At 33.8% G+C, this 15,256-nt stretch carries 16 protein-coding genes and 2 pseudogenes; 5 read left to right on the top strand and 13 right to left on the bottom strand.

Annotation, left to right across the window (positions count from 1 at the left end; genetic code table 11):
• The first annotated feature begins 125 nt into the window (after positions 1 to 125).
• Positions 126 to 1,019 (top strand): hypothetical protein, encoded by an 894-nt coding sequence (locus JSQ73_RS06265; RefSeq protein WP_214250090.1) that lies wholly within the window; start codon positions 126 to 128, stop codon positions 1,017 to 1,019.
• Positions 1,020 to 1,071: 52 nt separating this feature from the next.
• On the opposite strand, the gene cgtA is transcribed toward JSQ73_RS06265, so the two are convergent.
• Genes cgtA through JSQ73_RS06230 form a run of 7 tightly spaced genes read right to left on the bottom strand, consistent with a single transcriptional unit; the run spans position 1,072 to position 6,614 of the window.
• On the bottom strand, positions 1,072 to 2,085 hold the full coding sequence (gene cgtA, locus JSQ73_RS06260; RefSeq protein WP_214250089.1) for an Obg family GTPase CgtA: 1,014 nt from the start codon (positions 2,083 to 2,085) through the stop codon (positions 1,072 to 1,074).
• Positions 2,073 to 3,341: a phosphopyruvate hydratase gene (gene eno / locus JSQ73_RS06255; protein WP_214250088.1), complete on the bottom strand. Its 1,269-nt coding sequence runs from the start codon at positions 3,339 to 3,341 to the stop codon at positions 2,073 to 2,075. Before eno ends, cgtA begins: the two co-directional genes overlap by 13 nt.
• Position 3,342: 1 nt before the next feature.
• Positions 3,343 to 4,347, bottom strand: a complete 1,005-nt coding sequence (locus JSQ73_RS06250) for a glutamate ligase domain-containing protein (RefSeq protein WP_214250087.1) — start codon at positions 4,345 to 4,347, stop codon at positions 3,343 to 3,345.
• A 9-nt stretch (positions 4,348 to 4,356) separates the two neighbouring features.
• Complete coding sequence (locus JSQ73_RS06245; RefSeq protein ID WP_214250086.1) at positions 4,357 to 4,968, bottom strand: SURF1 family protein; 612 nt, start codon at positions 4,966 to 4,968, stop codon at positions 4,357 to 4,359.
• 1 nt (position 4,969) lies between these two features.
• Positions 4,970 to 5,446 carry a bacterioferritin gene (gene bfr, locus JSQ73_RS06240; protein WP_214250085.1) on the bottom strand — a complete coding sequence of 159 codons (477 nt, stop codon included), beginning with the start codon at positions 5,444 to 5,446 and terminating at the stop codon, positions 4,970 to 4,972.
• Positions 5,447 to 5,499: 53 nt separating this feature from the next.
• Positions 5,500 to 5,973, bottom strand: coding sequence for an RDD family protein (locus tag JSQ73_RS06235; RefSeq protein WP_214250084.1), 474 nt, complete (start codon positions 5,971 to 5,973; stop codon positions 5,500 to 5,502).
• On the bottom strand, positions 5,973 to 6,614 hold the full coding sequence (locus JSQ73_RS06230) for an HAD family hydrolase (RefSeq protein ID WP_214250083.1): 642 nt from the start codon (positions 6,612 to 6,614) through the stop codon (positions 5,973 to 5,975). The genes JSQ73_RS06235 and JSQ73_RS06230 overlap by 1 nt, the downstream gene beginning before the upstream one ends.
• A gap of 125 nt (positions 6,615 to 6,739) precedes the next feature.
• Between JSQ73_RS06230 and JSQ73_RS06225 the strand changes: the two genes are divergently transcribed.
• The 4 genes and pseudogenes from JSQ73_RS06225 (at position 6,740) to JSQ73_RS06210 (ending at position 9,074) form a co-directional block, all read left to right on the top strand.
• Positions 6,740 to 6,919: a hypothetical protein gene (locus JSQ73_RS06225; protein ID WP_234301742.1), complete on the top strand. Its 180-nt coding sequence runs from the start codon at positions 6,740 to 6,742 to the stop codon at positions 6,917 to 6,919.
• A gap of 473 nt (positions 6,920 to 7,392) precedes the next feature.
• Positions 7,393 to 7,785: a hypothetical protein gene (locus tag JSQ73_RS06220; RefSeq protein WP_214250082.1), complete on the top strand. Its 393-nt coding sequence runs from the start codon at positions 7,393 to 7,395 to the stop codon at positions 7,783 to 7,785.
• Between the two features lie 124 nt (positions 7,786 to 7,909).
• A pseudogene (locus JSQ73_RS06215) lies at positions 7,910 to 8,038 on the top strand (IS5/IS1182 family transposase); the annotation flags it as partial.
• Positions 8,039 to 8,135: 97 nt separating this feature from the next.
• A complete protein-coding gene (locus JSQ73_RS06210) occupies positions 8,136 to 9,074 on the top strand; it encodes a hypothetical protein (RefSeq protein WP_234301741.1) in 939 nt (312 codons plus the stop codon).
• Positions 9,075 to 9,094: 20 nt separating this feature from the next.
• Here JSQ73_RS06210 and fumC read toward each other — a convergent pair whose 3' ends face one another.
• The 6 genes and pseudogenes from fumC to JSQ73_RS06185 form a co-directional block, all read right to left on the bottom strand.
• Positions 9,095 to 10,483: a class II fumarate hydratase gene (fumC, locus tag JSQ73_RS06205; protein WP_214250217.1), complete on the bottom strand. Its 1,389-nt coding sequence runs from the start codon at positions 10,481 to 10,483 to the stop codon at positions 9,095 to 9,097.
• 191 nt (positions 10,484 to 10,674) lie between these two features.
• A complete protein-coding gene (locus JSQ73_RS06200; protein ID WP_234301740.1) occupies positions 10,675 to 11,214 on the bottom strand; it encodes an ankyrin repeat domain-containing protein in 540 nt (179 codons plus the stop codon).
• 292 nt (positions 11,215 to 11,506) lie between these two features.
• A complete protein-coding gene (locus JSQ73_RS06195; protein WP_234301739.1) occupies positions 11,507 to 11,779 on the bottom strand; it encodes a hypothetical protein in 273 nt (90 codons plus the stop codon).
• Positions 11,762 to 11,809, bottom strand: a pseudogene (locus JSQ73_RS06805) (hypothetical protein); the annotation flags it as partial. The gene JSQ73_RS06195 and the pseudogene JSQ73_RS06805, both read right to left, overlap by 18 nt.
• On the bottom strand, positions 11,810 to 12,082 hold the full coding sequence (locus tag JSQ73_RS06190) for an ankyrin repeat domain-containing protein (RefSeq protein ID WP_234301738.1): 273 nt from the start codon (positions 12,080 to 12,082) through the stop codon (positions 11,810 to 11,812).
• Between the two features lie 214 nt (positions 12,083 to 12,296).
• Positions 12,297 to 15,215, bottom strand: coding sequence for a WPE palindromic element domain-containing protein (locus JSQ73_RS06185; protein ID WP_214250216.1), 2,919 nt, complete (start codon positions 15,213 to 15,215; stop codon positions 12,297 to 12,299).
• Positions 15,216 to 15,256: the final 41 nt, after the last annotated feature.

Here is a 15,256-nt window from a genome sequence, read left to right as displayed (position 1 = left end):
ATAATATTTCTATTGACATTTTATATATTATAATAAATTAACTTTTATCACTAATATATAAATACTATGAAAAAATCTTTAATAAAAGGAATACTAAGCTTCTGATCAGCTTAGCAATAGCTAGTGTGGCTTTCATAGCATCAGTAACGCCTCTGATTTCCTTAAGTTTAACGTTACCTACAATCATTAGTCTATGTGTTGTTGCTTTATTATCTGCTGTGGTTGGTATTTTTTCAATGTATTATGCTATTAGAAACAACATTAACAGATTGGGAAATGTACTTGATATAAACAATCCCTATGCAAAGAAAGTAGATATAAAATTCTCACAATCTGACATAATGAATATAATCTGTAACTATAAATATCCCCTAACTGCAAAAATTCAAAGAGAGTACGATGAGTTATGTGATATACTTTGCAATTATGTTACTGAACACGATTTACTACTTGATATAGGCTCATCACAAGAACTTACAGAAAAAAGTAGATATGAAAACATTCTCAGTGAGCTAGAAACACACACAGTACATTCACACATATTAAAAACCTCATCTTTAATCGAAAAAACATTGGCATTTTTATTTGGAATTTATCCTTGTAATATATTAATATATCCTAATCAACTAAAAATAATCAATTATAATAGTAGTAGTGGATCTTATTGTATAAAAAAAGAAATACTTGAAAAAGATATTAATAGTATTGGTTCCGGAAATTATATCAAGTTCTGCATTTTTAAAAGAACAACAACTCAATTTCACGGTCATTTTATGTTAATAAGAAAGAATGGAAACAATGATTTTACATTTTTTGACCCTAATGATGGTATTAGATTTAACCTTACACTAAATGAATTAGCAGCAGTTCTAAATAAAAAAATGTGGTCTGATAACGATGTTGCCTTTATTGACAATACGAAATTCTTAAAGAAAATTCAAGGTTACCCAAGCCAGGAATTTACATCTACAAATGTAAATATAGCTAAGGCTGGTATAAAGGTCTTTTGCAGTGGTTAATATACTAAGAGAATCGGATTTACCTTAAGTGACCAACTGTCAAATAAAAAATTCACATCTTAAAAGGATCATACACATCAATTTCTTTAGTTTTCACTTTTTCATTTAATAACATCAGAATGGGCTGTAAATCATCGTCGATTGATAAGCACAGTACTTCTCTATCAAGAAAACCGGCTAGGTGATTCCTTTTCTCAAGGATTTCTGTTTCTTCCAATAAATCACATTTATTTAACACTACAATTTCCTCTTTTTCAACAAGATCGCTATTGTAAAGCTTCAGTTCATTATGCGTACAATTATAAGCTGAAATAATGTCATCGTGAGTTACATCAATTAAATGCAGTAAAATTTTGCACCTTTCTATGTGCTTTAAAAATTTGTGTCCGAGCCCAACTCCAAGATGAGCATCAGCAATTATTCCAGGAATATCTGCTATTAAAATTTCGCTATAATCCACTTTTGCTACACCTAAATGTGGTCTTATAGTAGTAAATTCATAATCGCCTACTTTCGTATCAGAATTCGAGCAGCGGGTTAAAAATTTAGATTTACCTACATTTGGCATACCAATAATGCCAACATCAGATAAAACTTTTAGCTTCAATATTATATTTCTTTCTTCGCCAGGCTGACCATGGGTAAAATGTCTTGGTGCCCTATTAGTAGCAGATTTAAAGTTAGTATTTCCAAGCCCACCTTTTCCACCTTTCACTACTTGAAATTCCATGTCAGGTTTATCAAGATCTACTATTATTTCCTCACTTTCTTCATCGATTATTTGTGTACCAACTGGAACTTTAAGTATAATATCTTTTCCTGCTGTGCCAGATTTATCTCTACTCGTACCACTTTTTCCACTACTCGCTTTAATATGTCTTCGACAACGAAAATTAAGCAAAGTGTTGAGATTTGCATCACTGATGAAAATTATGTCTCCTCCCCTGCCCCCATTGCCACCGTTTGGGCCACCAAATTCAACAAATTTTTCTCGACGAAAACTAGCGCAGCCATCGCCACCATCACCTGCTTTTAAATATAATTTAACTTCATCTATGAAATCCATGCCAACCCACGATAATATTTAGTATTTTCTCCTAATGAACTTTCTATTCTCATTAGCTCGTTATACTTCGCAAGCCTATCAGAACGCGACAGCGAGCCAGTCTTTATTTGCCCGCAATTCGACGCAACTGATATGTGGGATATCGTTGTATCTTCTGTTTCACCTGAGCGGTGAGAAATAATAGCCCTGTAGCCATTTAATTTTGCCATTTCAATAGCAGCAAAAGTTTCCGTAAGTGTTCCTGTCTGGTTTGGCTTGATTAGTACAGCATTTGCCATTTTCTCCTCTATTCCTTTACTTATTAGTTCACAATTTGTAACAAATAAATCATCTCCAACCAATTGAACTTTATTCCCAAGTTTTATAGTAAGTAATTTCCAACCTTCATAGTCGTCTTCATTCATTGCATCTTCTATAGAAATTATTGGATATTTGCCTACAAGGTCAAAATAATACTGAACCAATTCCTCTGAAGTGAGTTCTCTGTTTTCAAATTTATAAACTCCATCTTCATAAAAAGTAGATGCAGCAACATCAAGACCCAGTGCAAAGTGATTTTTCATCGAATAACCGGCAGATTCAACAGCCTGAATTATCAAATTAAGAGCTTCTTCAGTGCTTCCAATATTTGGTGCAAAACCACCTTCATCTCCTACGTTTGTGCTATAACCTTTTTTCTTAAGAATGCTGCGCAAGTTATGAAATACCTCTGCAGATATTCTGATTGCTTCACTGAAAGTTTCAGCACCAACCGGAAGAATCATAAATTCTTGAAAATCGAGTTTATTATCTGCATGTACTCCACCATTCATTACGTTAATGAGTGGAACTGGCATCTGCTCTTCCCCTACTCCCAAATACTTATATAACGGCATTTTAAAGCTGTTTGCTGCTGCTTTTGCAACAGCAAGAGACACACCCAAAGTTGCATTTGCTCCAAGTTTAGATTTATTTTTTGTTCCATCTAGTTCAATTAAAACTTTATCAATTGCACTCTGGTTTGCTGCGTCCATGCCAACAATTTCATTTACTATCACTCCGTTTACGATTTGAACAGCTTTCAGCACTCCCTTACCACAATACCTTTTTTCATCCTGATCTCTCAGCTCCAATGCTTCTAGTTTACCGGTTGACGCCCCAGAAGGCACAGCAGCTCTACCCGTTGCTCCATCACAGAGTTCAATTTCTACCTCAATTGTTGGGTAACCCCTGCTATCTAAAATTTCTCTTGCAAATACACTGCTGATCGTTTTCATATTAAACCTCTACTTTTAGCATAAGTACCGTAGTTTCTTTCGCTAGTTTAGCTATATTACTACCAGCACCAATAAATAATACTACATCTTCTGAACTTGTCGAATTACTAATAAAATGTGAAATGAGTAAAGCATCATTCATAATCTTCACATCATTAAACCCATTACTGATCAAGGCTTTTTGTATATCATCAATTCCACAGCCAGGAATAGGCTTATCTTCTGGAGGATGGACAGGAGTGAGAATTACATAATCAAACATCATGAAAATTCGTACGAACTCATCAAAAAAATTACGAATACGAGCAAAACGAAGCGGCTCGATAATTCCTGTTACCTTTCCTTTAGTGATCAAACGTGCTGATGCCAGGGTTGCCTGTATTTCATTTGGGTGGTGAGCATAATCCTCAATTAACTTAACACCTTTAATATCGGCAATTAAAGAAAATCTCCTTGCTACTCCTTTAAATTCCAAAAGACCTTTTTTAATCTCTTCATCACTAATTCCAAGTTTCACTGCAACTGATATTGCAGCCAGGGCGTTGCTAACTTTATGCATTCCTATTGCATTTGATAGCACTACATTCTTTATAATTCTGGTACAAGGTTGAATATCTTCTTTTTGTCTTTCGAGAGCGAGTTCTTTTAATCGAAACACCATATTTACATTATCATCATCAATTTCAATACGCTGAACTAACTTTCTAATTATATTAAATTTAGTCTCCCAATCTACCTCTGATAAATCACACTTTTCCTTCGTTATATGCTCTCTTACCATCTTCGCTTCTTTCCATATTACCTCTTCTAGTATATCCGCGCGTATTGGTCTGCTATTACATTCATCAAAACGGTTTCCAGGACAACGATAATAACTTCTTCCTCCCTTAGCATTACTCATTCCATAATAAATGGATTTACAATACTGACATACAATTAATTCTTGTAATAAGTATTTACTTCCTCTTTGTTGCATTTTTTCTATTTGTAGCTCTTCTTTTTCCATGCTGCCTCCCTACAACTTATATCTATTTTGCCTACAGTAAAATACGCACATAATGAGACAAATAAAGGAAAGTGCAAACCAAGTAATTGCATACTCCAAATGCTTAATTGGCTGTATAGTTAATTTTCCACCAAAATTGTCTTGCCAAAATATACATTTTTCTAGCTTAATACCTAGATCATTGGAGATTTCTTCTGTACTTAAGGTAAACCACGTATTTGAAGCAATATCATTTTTGATAAACCAATTTTTGCTACCATCACAATATAAAACTCCACTCAAAGCTACTTTTTCAATTTTTGCTTTTTCTTCTTTTTTTTCTCTAACTATTCCTTTATTCACTAACATGTAATGTCCAGTGATAAGCAATATAGGAGACAGCACATGATAGCCACGTTGACCTGCGAAAACATATAGTTCTATATCACTTAAAATTCCGTCGATTTTAACGTTTCTGTAGTTAAATTTTGAAAGATTATCACTAGGCAGTAGGTGAATAACTGGAAGATCCATATTTTTGATAATATTATTCTTCCAGCTCAATCTAAATAACTGCCATAACCCGAGTGAAAAAAGAAGTAAAAAAGGTATAATGAAAATAAATACTGTTTTTCTTAACACTCTATATTTGTGTTCTCAAGTAATTTTCAATACCCATAAGCTCAATAAGGTCAATCTGTCCTTTGATCCAATGTAAGTGCTCTTCCTCATTTTTCAGTAGTCCTTCTAATAACATTACACTCACGAAATCCTTTTCTTTTTCAGCAACGGAAATTGCCTCTTTGATGCCCTTGATACCTTCTTCTTCTAAGTTAGAATTATCTTCTAAGATTTTCTGCATTGTATCTTTTGTGAACTTTCCTTCATACTTTGAGATTTTATTTGTATCTTGAAAATTTGGCATGCCCTTAAGCAGTAAAATTCTTTCTGCCAGCCTATTTGCATGCTCAAGTTCTTCATTAAGCTCCTTTCTCATCTTTTCTGCAAGTTTATTGATTCCGCTATTTTTAAGAATCGCAGAATGCAAAAGATACTGGCGTACAGAAGTCAGCTCATTTGTAAGTAATTTATTTAAATGTTCTACTATTTCTTTATTCATAACCTTTCTTTAGCTAATATACCAATGTAATCTACATAACAATCAAGGCAACATCAATTCATTTTTCTCACAACAATCGTATCAAATAGCACATCATGAAATGCCTGTTTCCTCTGAGAGAAGCAAGCAACTAAATACCAACTGAAGGTAAGGATCACTATAATCACTTCTAGTGTACTTAAAGCATTTACTGATGTTTGAAAAAGTTTGATAAAGGTGATAATTGAATTATTTAGCATAGGAAGGAAAAACTGAGAGATAGTGCGATCAAATGCTAAGCTCAAACCTATTTTAGAACTATCTAAAGTGATAGTATATATATTCATTAACTGTTGACCAGGAGTTGCTTGAGCTGTTGAAGATATAAAATATGTAAAGTAGCCACAATTTATACACATGTATGACAGGTGTAAAATTAATGGAAAATCCCCTAATGACAACACAATTAGTAAGGTTGGAATTAATAAAATTGCTACATCTATTAAATATGCGCAAAAGCGCCTGTGTACACTAGCGATCTCTGTCATTACCACTTATCTTTCAAATACTTTACTATGAATTCTGTAAGTTTATTAAAATGTTGAAAGTATAACAAATCTTCATAACCTCTTATTGATTGTCCGTATACAATAGGTAAGCAATTTGCATTTTGTGCACATAGAATGTCTGTGATGCTGTCACCAACAAAAAACACATTTTCTCTATTTACAGGTAGCGTACTCTCCTCTAGTGCAAATAGCAGTGGAGTTGCAGATGGCTTATCTTCTGCAGTATCACATGAGCCAACTACTCTTTCAAAGTAAGAATCTAGTTTTAAATAGGCAACTTCTTGACGTAAATTAGTATTTTTCTTATTGCTAACTATCGCTAGGTAAATATTGTGGCTTTTCAGTGTCTGCAGTATTTTCTCTACTCCTTCATTCAGAGTAATATTTTGTAACAATGCATTATCTAGGTATTTTTGATATATCTGGTTCGCTTTTTTCCACTTATCACCAAACAAATTGACCATGTAGCTCTTTCTTGATTCATTAGAGTTTCTATCAGCAACTTTGTTGCTGCACCCCATTGAATCCAAGGTATGCTGAATGGCATTAGAAATATTATCTTGAGTGTCAAATAAGGTATTATCCCAATCGAATACTACCGCTAATCGGCTATTTTTCATTTTTATATTGTGACGTATTTTAAACTAATAAGTAAATAATATTTTGATAATAAAGCTTCTACGTTAATAATTTTTACATAATTACCTAGTATACTTATTTTAGTATAGGCTTTTATATAGTAGGCATGACAAAGCTTAAAGATACATCAAATATTGACAAGCAACCAGATAATAATGATAAACCATTGCAGAAAACTAAGCAAGTTTCTGAGCAGAAAGGCATGGGCGCTCAAGACTCAAAGAAAGAAGAAGGCTTTTTGGTACGTTTTCTGAAGAAAATATTCAAAAAACTTTTGGTAAGATAAAGAGTGTAGAGAATATAAAAGGAATTGCTCAAAAAAGCACTTCAAATGATGAAGGGCAACAACAAAATAAGCTCTTTTCAAATTAAGACCAAAGCGCAAGTGAAAGTTTAAAGCAAATTGATAATCCATTGTTAACTCCTGTCACGAAAGTAGAAAAAACAAATACAGACCATAAAAGATAATTCGCCTTAGATTTCTTGCATAGTCTGGGGTCCAATTTGTCATCCTATGGCTTGACCATAGCTAAAAATCTGGATTCCAGCGTTACGCGCTAACTTAAATTATTCATAAAATTTGCTTCGGTAAACCTAATTTGGATTAGCTATAGAAAGCAAAACAGACACAAATCAGGAAAACAATTAATAGAATTCCTGTTTTTATAATAAAAATAATTAATTTTTAAATATTTTATATTGATTTTATCATTAAATCTCATGTAATATTAATATATTAACTTTGATGGTGGTAAAGAAATGCATGGTAGTATAAGCGACGAAGTGGTGAAAAATTTAAACAAGTTAGCTTACTCTCACCAAACAAATAAATTTAGAAAGGCATTTAATAACCTTAGCACTAACCATAAAAATGAATATATAGAGCATGTTAAAGTAAGGCCTAAAAGCTCTACAGCTATGGCCAGTATACTAAATGTGTTAGAGAAGGAAGGAGCACTTAAAATCTTCAAGAAGTTACTCCAAAAGGATAACGAGTCTGCTTTCAATACACTCTATGTTATTAGTCCTGAAGAGGCTTTATTTAAAATTCTATTTGGTCAACTAAATATTCAGCAAAAAGAAGATTATAGAGTACATTTGAAAACAAAATCAACTGTCAAAGCTAAGTATACCCTAAGAGACTGTACATGATCTCAAAAAAGGGATAGAATGAGAGGATAAAGTAGGATATGGGAAGTTTATATCCAAGTGATATAAGTCGAGGAAAGTTTGAGATTATTGTAGCAGATCTGAAGTCTTGCAGGAAGAGGACAATGTTGAGAGATCTTCTTTTGCCTGGTTGCAAAAATGTAGGCGACTTTGGAAAAATTGCGAGCGGAAACTCAACACTAGCCTGCAAATGGTCGTTCTTGCTTTCGCTGCTTTGCTTCTGAAAAGATTATGAATAGGATCTAAGGGAATTTTATTTAAATAATAAAGAGAGTGTAAACAATTTAAGAACTAAAAACTCCAATAAACCGTTAATACAAAACAGAGATGATTTGCCAGCAGCACATTTCTCTCCTATATCTCCTGTGTTCGAGGAAACAGTTATTGAACATCAATTTGATACTAGATTAGAACTTTCTTCTGACAAAGAGGATAAATCATGTAGCCAAACAGTAATTCCATTTCCAGATTTTGCTGAATTCGATAATCAATTCCGCAATACTGTAACAGAAAATTCAACAATTAGTAGTAGTTTAACGTCGAATGAGAATATATCAGATAGCCTAGAAGGTGAGCAATTATCCCCAGAGTCTTATTATAACTATTTGATAAATGGAGTAACTAATCTGCAATCCTTAATTGTGGATGATTTGCCAGAGTTAAATTTATCCCCTATAACTCCTGCATTCGAGGAAACTGTTGTTGAACATACATTTGATAGTAGACCAGACTTTTCTTATGAAAATGAACCGTTAGTAAACAAAAGAAAAAGAGCTGAAGAGAATCAATTATATAGCCAAATAATTCGTTCAATAACTGGAAAACAGCGATCACAAGACTTATGTTTTACAGCGTATAATAGTCTTACAGAATGTGAATTAGAAGAAATATGCACAGTGGAGCCACCAGCAAAGCGCCAATGCATATCAGTACCTTCATTTGAGGGTTTTGCTGAATTCCATAATCAATTCTGCAATATAGTACCAGAAGATTCAATAGTTAATGATAGTGCAGTGCCAGAAAAATATACTAGCCTGGAAGGTAAGCTAACTTTCCTAGACTCTCAAATAAATGGCGAAGAGCCATTAACTAGTCTGCAATCCTCAAATGTGAATCCATTGCCAGAGTTCAGTTTCTCTCTAAGCTCTGTTACACTAGATGAAATGGTTAAGAGATATGGCTTTAATCACAATGACCACGCTCTAAGTGATTTAGAAGAGGTATATGTAGAGCAACCAGCAAAGTTCCATACATATTACCACAATAACTAAGGACAAAAAAAGGTGATAGTTTAATCTACCATCTCCTCTGGTTTCACTATCCTTTCAAACTCCTCCTCAGTGAGCAGTTGAAGTTTTGCTGCTGCTTCTTTTAGAGTGATATTTTCTTTATAAGCAAGCTTCGCTATTTTTGCTGCATTGTCATATCCTATATGCGTATTTAATATAGTAACTAGCATTAATGACTGATTTAATAAATCCTTTATTCTTTCTTCGTTTGCTTTAATATCAACTACGCATTTCTCTGCAAAATTTAAACTTGCATCAGCTAAAAGTCTTATAGACTGCAAAACATTATAAATTATCACCGGCTTAAACACGTTCAATTCAAAGTGACCATTTGAGCCACCAATTGTCACGGCAACATGATTTCCCATAACTTGAGCACATACCATAGTCACCGCTTCGCATTGAGTTGGATTCACCTTACCCGGCATGATTGAAGAGCCAGGCTCATTTTCTGGTAACATTATTTCTCCAATTCCGCATCTTGGACCAGAACCAAGTAGCCTTATATCATTTGCAATTTTCATCAAGCTTACTGCTACTGTATTGAGTGCTCCACTGAGCTCAACTAAAGCATCATTTGCTGCTAGTGCTTCAAACTTATTTTTTGCTGAAATAAATGGAAAATTAGTGATTTTTGCCACTTCTTTAGCAAAATCCTCAGCAAAACCCTTTTTAGTATTGATTCCCGTGCCAACTGCAGTGCCACCTTGTGCAAGTTCATATACATTGCTTAGAGTTGACTTTACTCTCTCTATTCCCTTTTTAATCTGAACTGCATAGCCAGAAAATTCCTGCCCAAGTGTTAGAGGAGTTGCATCTTGCAGATGAGTACGCCCTACTTTTATTATATCTTTAAATTCATGAACCTTATTATTTAGCGCTTTATATAATTCTTCAAGATTGGGAATAAGCAAGCGGTTTATTTGCTCTGCTACTGCTATATGCATTGCTGTTGGAAAAGTGTCATTTGATGACTGACCACAGTTTACATGATCATTTGGATGCACTGGAGACTTACTACTTAAATCACCGCCCAAAATTTCTATTGCACGATTGCTGATCACTTCATTCATATTCATGTTAGTCTGAGTTCCAGACCCGGTTTGCCAAACAACAAGCGGAAATTGATTATTAAATTTACCGTCTATTACCTCCTGTGCCGCTGTGCAGATTGCATCCCCTACTCTATTATCTATGCTACCCTGTTTCATGTTAACACGTGCTGCTGCAAGTTTTACTATTGCTAGCGATTTAATCAGAAACTCTGGCATTTTCTCTGTACCAATTTTGAAATTTTCCAAAGAACGCTGAGTCTGCGCTCCCCAGTAATGTTCACTTGGTACTTTTACTTCTCCTAAGCTATCTGATTCTATTCTAACTTTTTTATCCATATTTCCTCATTCTAGTGTTTGACATTACCTACATATATGATTAGTTAAATCAAATTGTATTTCAGTGTCAAGTTGAGACATTTTTAGTCCAGACCGTAGAAAATTTTCAAGCCATATCTTTTACTTCTATTACTTTTTTATTGTTATTAAGGCAATCATGCAACCTTAAGCAATAAACCTACTTTCAATCTCTATAAGGCTATTCTACTTAGAGCTTGAATAGTGAAAACATCTTTAAGCGCAGAAGCTATACCTGTGTTTGCTTTCTCTTTTTTTACTTCTACAATCATATAACCCAACATTGCACCTAACGCTAGACTAACGGTCGCTGATGCTGCACAAACTGCAATCACTGCTCCCACAGAACATGATATTGTCATACCGGCAACATAACCTATTGCACCATTCACGCCAATGCAGACGTATTTCTTCCGCAGTTCTTTTTGTATATGACTTTTTAGATATTCTTTTACATCTAAATGCACGTTTCTAGTAGCATAATTCAGAGCAGTGTTTTCATAGCCATCTTTCACATTAACATTTGCTTTTGCTGTTTCTATCAGGTACTTTACTACCTCTAAATAGCCACTTCCAGCAGCCCACATTAGAGCAGTTCTGCCATAGCGATCTGTTGAATTAATATCTTCTTTCTGTTTTTCTATCAGGTATCTTACTGTTTCTAATTGACCATTTTTGGCAGCTGAAAATAATCCTGCATGATTGTTAATCATTTGTGCAAATGATAATGTTTTTAGTTTATGGGGTTGTAACTCTTGAGTATTAAAGTTTAATTGTGCTGGAACAATTTCTACTTCAAGCTCTACATGTTCTCTTGTGAAACGATCAAGTAGCCTTTTTACCTGATCAATTGTTTGAATTCTTACCTTAATAATACCGCGATAAAGAATTGATTATTTCCCTGTTGTTAAGAAAAAATATCACTAATTCTAGTTTATCTGTTAAATCTTAAGCATACATTGAGTATTCTATATTTAATCTATCTTGTGAAATATTTTGTATTGTCTAACTCTCTGTCCAAATTCTTACCTGTTCATTAATTCTCTTACTTACAAGAAAATTATATAATTCACTATCTTCTTCCTTCATTTTATTGAGCTCATCCTTACAGTCATACCAATAAGATGATAACTCTGGTATACAAGTAGGAAGAGGCAAGCGAGGTATTGACATATCAAGATTAGCTATTAAATAATATCTAATTAGAAGCTTTGCTACCTCCGTATGGCCATTTACAATAGCATATGTTAGGGCAGAGAATTGACCTTTACGTTTCACATTTAAATCAGCTCCATTTGCTATTAGAAGTTATACTACCTCAAGATGACCATGGGCAGCAGCATGAATTAGAGCAGTTATGTTTCCCGGAGATTCTGCATTAACATTTGCTCCCTCTTCTATCAAGTATAGTAATATCTCTAGTTGACCATTGTCAGCAGCCCATATTAAAGCAGTTCTCCCATAATCATCATCTATTGTATTAATAATTGCTCCATCCTGTATAGCTTGCTGAACAAAATCTAGCTGTCCTTTTTTAGCAGCATCAATTAGCTGCGCATTTAGCTGTTTTTGTGATGGCATATACCCCTCCTAAAAAAATATACAATTTAAAGCTATTTTAGCCACTATTCAAGTTTTAATGGCTAAAATTGATTGAATCACTTTTTAGTGTTTTTTTATGGTTATTTAAGTCTAGCAAAGATGAGTCTATATCACAATCTAGTAATTCTCCTACTGCACTTAGTAAACCAGCTGTACAACCAGCTATTTTGATCTGGATGAGAGGAGATATAATTTATAACCACTCCCCTATCCTTTCTAGTTGTTTGTAGATGTTAAATCTCATGAATTTATCAAAATAAGGAGAGGCAATGAAAGGAGTAGTATCTCTTAAATAATTAGATAAGAAATCTGGTAGAATATTCTGAAATTCATGCATTTTTTGTCTATAATCTTTCAAAGCAATAACCTTTATTTTATCATAATCAAGTTTCCAATAAGCAAGCTCCGAGACTTCTTTTTTTGTTGTGTATTCCACTGCTAAAGCTTGTAAAATTAATTGCGGGAAAAATCCTGACATAACTTCCTCATTGGAAGGTGGTGAACCAAGTTTATAGTCTATAATTGCTACTTGCCCACCTGGTAGATACTCAACTCTATCACATCTTGCTGTCAATAAAATTTCTTCTGTCATTCGAGTATCTGACCAGCTATTATTACACAATTGTCTGATGTGTTCATTTCCAATCAAATTTTCTGGATCCAAGTAGTCAAGCACTGGGATGACACCCTTCTTCTTAGTGGAAGTTGTACAGCATCCGCGCAGTTGTGTGTCACGCTCTGGAATATGAAATATCGGATAGGAAAAGCTCTTCTCCAACTCAATTTGATTGTTTCCAGTCCTATCAAACTCAACAAAAGATTGAATTATCCTCTGCAACCTTACCCACCACATATTTGAAAAGTGGAATCGATTAGACGAGAATATTTCTCGTACAATACTCATCAGCGACTTTTCGTTGCGTAAATATCTTGCAAGAATATTGTGTACCATAGTGCCAAACTCCAATATCGATGGCTTAAAATTTAAGTCTTTCAACTGTCTAAGGTTCAGTATGTATTCAACATAAAATGAATAAGGGTTACGAATCAGTTTTTCTACCGCACTGCAAGACATCACTTGCATTTTTTCTTCTCTGACTTTGGCTTGAGGTTTTGGCATAGGCTGAGTACATGGAACAATGCACTCAGGTGTATTTAATATTCTTAGCCAATTGCGATAAGGATATTTTGGTTCTTGTAACAGAATTTCCAAACGGCGCAATAGAATTGATTTTCTATCACTCACTAGCCTCGTAATATAAACCTTGCCGGCACCAAATAAATTTCGCAAAGTATACAAAAAGTACCCTTGCTCTTCTTGCACAGAAGGAAGGTTAAATTTTTCTCTATTCAGTGCACTCAAAAACGGATTCTGAAAATTTGGTATATCATTAAATCCAGCAAGTATTACAACTTTATTTTGATATAAGCTAAATTTATCAAAGTTATTTTCTGGAGAAAAAAACTTCCTTTTTAAAAATAATATCAGAATTTGACTATATAACTCTAAGGAACACTCAATTGCTATACCGTCACATGCATTTAAGAAATCACGAGTAAAATTACCTATTTCACCATTTAGCTCTAGAAAATTCACATTAGAAAGCACATTAACACACTGTAAATGAGCTGCTGCCATATCAGAAATAGGATAATTTATAAGATTAAGTAAAAGATTAAATATAGTTTCTAATCTACTGATAATAATTAATATATCTTCTTTATATCTTAGCTTTTTACAAGTACTAATAGCGTTGATAATATCCTTAAGACCATTTATATCAAAGCTACGCAATACTTCTATCTCAAACTCAGATAAAATACGAGTGTACTCTTCTTGAGCGTAACCAAAAGTCACTAGCCTATGTTTAAGAAGAGAAAGCAATGCCACACCGTTCCATTTTGAATTCAAAATCTCAATACTATAAAGCAGAAGCGTCTCATAAGAATAGTTTTTTGATATGGGGCACACCATACGAACTTCAAGTAATTTATCAAAAACAAACAAAGAAACGTTTTCATAACCTTCATTCTCCATAATTAGTGACGTCACCTGTGCTTCTTCCTCTCTGGAATCACAAGTGATGACTTCAATATTGCCAATATATCCATTACTAACTTTACTTAGATCGGCAGTTGTATCAAAGACATAATCTAGTTCAGGACTGCCTGTCATCCCAGCCCTCTGATTTTTAGTGTACGAACATTGTAATTTGCAGGTAATTTGAGTAGTAGATGATGTCATTCCAGTGCTTGACACTGGAATCCAGTTTCTATTGTACAGCCACCTGGTGCACTCATTTAAAGTTAAGTTTTCTGGATCCGAGTGTCTGGGCACTGGAATGACATCAGAACACGCTTCTGGCAGAAAACTTACATCCTCTCTGCCTATACTTAAATAATCGAGCAGATCTTTCAGGCAATATTGATAATGTTTTTTATCAAGTGATTGCCAATCTTTCTCTTTAATTTTCAAATTCAGATTAGGTAAAATTATCTTTCCAAATGGCAGGTCGTATACAGCTTTAATCAACAATTTATAAATCTCCTCCTTTCCAATTCCAATAAAGATTATATGCTGATCTTTCTTCAGGGAGGCTATAATATTGTTTATGTAGTCACTCTTATGCTTTAGTATATCTACTACTCCTAATTTTTTTAAAGTGTTACTCCAAGTTTTGATAAGTAAGTTTATGAAATTCTCCATTTTCTTCGAATGCTCATCAAGCTGATAACAATCCGCTATTTGGGTATATTGAAGTAATGACGGCAAACTGTAAACTAGATCGATTGGAAAACTATCATTGTGTTTTTTATTCCACTCCAATATAAATTGAATGAGTAGCAGCGTTCTCTTTGTCGGGTTAATAACTTTAACTCTATCAAGATTTAATATTAAATCTTCTTCATCAATGTTTTCTAGTGAAACTATCTCTGGCAAAATTATAGTTCTGTAATTCTTGAATGCACTCAGCAATGCTATAACATCCCTCTTGCAGGGAAGTATGATCTTTATCTCGGGAATTTTTTCTCTTTCATATTCAGAAAATATGTGCTGAACCAGCACATCAAAAAGGGACTCATTCACATTAACAGTAAAAACTCTTCCCACTAACAGTAACAATTAATACAACACTTTTATTGTATAGAAAT

This window comes from Wolbachia endosymbiont of Anopheles demeilloni, assembly GCF_018491735.2.
GTDB lineage: Bacteria > Pseudomonadota > Alphaproteobacteria > Rickettsiales > Anaplasmataceae > Wolbachia.
This window is presented reverse-complemented; position numbering and strand designations above follow the sequence as displayed.

Coding starts and splice junctions, on each gene's coding strand:
- cgtA (WP_214250089.1), bottom strand. CDS start 2,085: ATGGATTTCATAGATGAAGTTAAATTATATTTAAAAGCAGGTGATGGT.
- eno (WP_214250088.1), bottom strand. CDS start 3,341: ATGAAAACGATCAGCAGTGTATTTGCAAGAGAAATTTTAGATAGCAGG.
- JSQ73_RS06250 (WP_214250087.1), bottom strand. CDS start 4,347: ATGGAAAAAGAAGAGCTACAAATAGAAAAAATGCAACAAAGAGGAAGT.
- bfr (WP_214250085.1), bottom strand. CDS start 5,446: ATGAATAAAGAAATAGTAGAACATTTAAATAAATTACTTACAAATGAG.
- JSQ73_RS06235 (WP_214250084.1), bottom strand. CDS start 5,973: ATGACAGAGATCGCTAGTGTACACAGGCGCTTTTGCGCATATTTAATA.
- JSQ73_RS06230 (WP_214250083.1), bottom strand. CDS start 6,614: ATGAAAAATAGCCGATTAGCGGTAGTATTCGATTGGGATAATACCTTA.
- JSQ73_RS06225 (WP_234301742.1), top strand. CDS start 6,740: ATGACAAAGCTTAAAGATACATCAAATATTGACAAGCAACCAGATAAT.
- JSQ73_RS06220 (WP_214250082.1), top strand. CDS start 7,393: ATGCATGGTAGTATAAGCGACGAAGTGGTGAAAAATTTAAACAAGTTA.
- fumC (WP_214250217.1), bottom strand. CDS start 10,483: ATGGATAAAAAAGTTAGAATAGAATCAGATAGCTTAGGAGAAGTAAAA.
- JSQ73_RS06200 (WP_234301740.1), bottom strand. CDS start 11,214: ATGATTAACAATCATGCAGGATTATTTTCAGCTGCCAAAAATGGTCAA.
- JSQ73_RS06190 (WP_234301738.1), bottom strand. CDS start 12,082: ATGCCATCACAAAAACAGCTAAATGCGCAGCTAATTGATGCTGCTAAA.